Source organism: Butyricimonas hominis, from assembly GCF_014287455.1.
GTDB lineage: Bacteria > Bacteroidota > Bacteroidia > Bacteroidales > Marinifilaceae > Butyricimonas > Butyricimonas muris.
Window position 1 is genome coordinate 1 of record NZ_JACOOH010000029.1, and the last position, 2,188, is coordinate 2,188.

General features: G+C 51.7%; 2 protein-coding genes. Both read left to right on the forward strand.

The window, feature by feature from the left end:
* Positions 1–1,167: conjugal transfer protein MobB (gene mobB / locus H8S64_RS21950; RefSeq protein WP_186978708.1), on the forward strand; the 1,167-nt coding region annotated here is incomplete at its 5' end.
* A 17-nt stretch (positions 1,168–1,184) separates the two neighbouring features.
* Positions 1,185–2,188 (forward strand): YWFCY domain-containing protein (locus tag H8S64_RS21955; protein WP_186978709.1); only part of this gene is annotated, 1,004 nt, incomplete at its 3' end.

Sequence of the window (2,188 nt, forward strand, 5' to 3'; positions counted from 1 at the left end):
ATGCTGTTGAGCGAGGACGGGAATTTCTCTATCGGCGAGTGTATGCGCAGCTTTGAAATGCAGATGCCCGTCCAGCTTTCCACCAAGAAGCCGATACTTCATATTTCCATAAACCCGCACCCGGAAGACGTGCTGACCGACCAGCAGCTTTCCGACATCGCACGGGAGTATATGCGGAAGTTGGGCTATGGCGACCAGCCTTATTTGGTGTACAAGCATACCGACATCGACCGCCACCATATCCACATCGTGGGGTTGCGGGTGGACGAGAACGGCAGACCGCTGAATGACAGGTTCGAGCATCGGCGCAGCAAGCAAATCACCCGTGAACTGGAAAAGAAATACGGGCTGCACCCGGCAGAGCGAAAGGAACGTGCCGAACGTCCGGAACTTAAAAAGGTGGACTATGCCGCCGGGGACGTGAAGCACCAAATCGGCAACACCGTGAAAGCGGCTTGTTACGGCTACCGCTTCCAGTCGTTCGGGGAATATAAGGCTTTGCTTGCCGCTTACAACGTGTGCGCCGAGGAAGTCAAAGGCGAGATAAACGGCAAGCCCTATCAGGGCATTGTCTATTCCGCCATGAACGACAAGGGCGAAAAGACAGGCAACCCGGTAAAGGCTTCCCGCATCGGCAAGTCGGTAGGTTATGAAGCGGTGCAGCGCAGAATGGAGAAATCGGGCGAAGCAATCAAGAACGGGAAATTGAAAGAACGCACCCGGAAGATTGTAGCCAATGCCATGCAGACCGCCCACAGCCGCAAGGAACTGGAACAGCAGCTAAGGAAGCGGGGCATTGACGTGGTATTCCGTCAGAACGACAGCGGGCGCATCTATGGCGTTACGTTCATCGACCATGACAGCCGGGTGGTGCTGAACGGTTCACGCTTGGGCAAGGAGTATTCGGCGAACGTGTTCAACGAACGTTTTTCGGGCGAAACCGGAAAGATACACCAGCCCGAAGTGGCAGCACCGCAGCAAGACCAGCCCACGCATCAGGAACAGCAGGGCTTCACGCCGAAAGCCGACATCGTTTCGGGCGTGGCTTCCGTGCTGGGTGCTTTCGGCGGTTTGCTGGGCGGCGGTGCATCAGGCGGTGACGAGCCGCAGGACACCGCCCGCCAAAAGAGAAAGAAGAAAAAGAAGCGCACAAGGCGCATCGACTAACTTAAAAACATACAATTATGCAGCAAGAGGATGATTTGAGAGGGCTTGCAAGGGTCATGGACTTTATGCGGGCTGTCAGTATTCTATTCGTGGGAATAAACGTGTACTGGTTCTGTTACTCCACCCTGAAAGAATGGGGAGTGACCTTTGAAGTGATAGACAAGATACTGTGGAACTTCCAGCGCACCACCGGGCTGTTCTCGTCCGTTCTTTGGACAAAACTTTTTGCGGTGGTGTTCCTCGCCCTGTCGTGCATCGGCACTAAGGGCGTGAAAGAGGAAAAGATAACGTGGACGAAGATACATTGCAGCCTTGCGGCGGGTGTCGTGTTGTTTTTCCTGAACTGGTGGCTGCTGGAACTTCCGCTGCCACATACGGCGGATGCCGTGTTTTATATCGCCACGCTTTCGGTGGGCTATATCTGTATGCTCATGGCGGGTACGTGGATGTCCCGGTTGTTGAAAAACAACCTCATGGATGATGTCTTTAATACCGAGAACGAAAGTTTCCAGCAGGAAACAAGGCTTATCGAGAACGAGTATTCGGTAAATCTGCCTACCCGGTTCTACTATAAGAAGAAGTGGAACAATGGCTATATTAACGTTGTAAACGTTTTTCGTGCGAGCATCGTGTTAGGAACGCCGGGCAGCGGGAAGTCATACGCAGTAGTAAATAATTACATAAAACAGCAAATCGAGAAAGGTTTTGCGCTCTACCTGTATGATTATAAGTTTCCTGACCTTTCGGAAATCGCTTACAATCATTTACTTAACCACTTGGACGGCTACAAGGTTAAGCCGAAATTTTACGTTATCAATTTTGACGACCCACGCAAGAGCCACCGATGCAACCCGATAAATGCCAGCTTCATGTCGGACATTGCGGATGCCTACGAAGCAAGCTACACGATAATGCTTAACCTCAATCGAAGTTGGATAAGCAAGCAGGGCGATTTCTTCGTGGAAAGTCCGATTATCCTTTTGGCGGCTATAATTTGGTATCTCCGTATCTATCAAGGCGG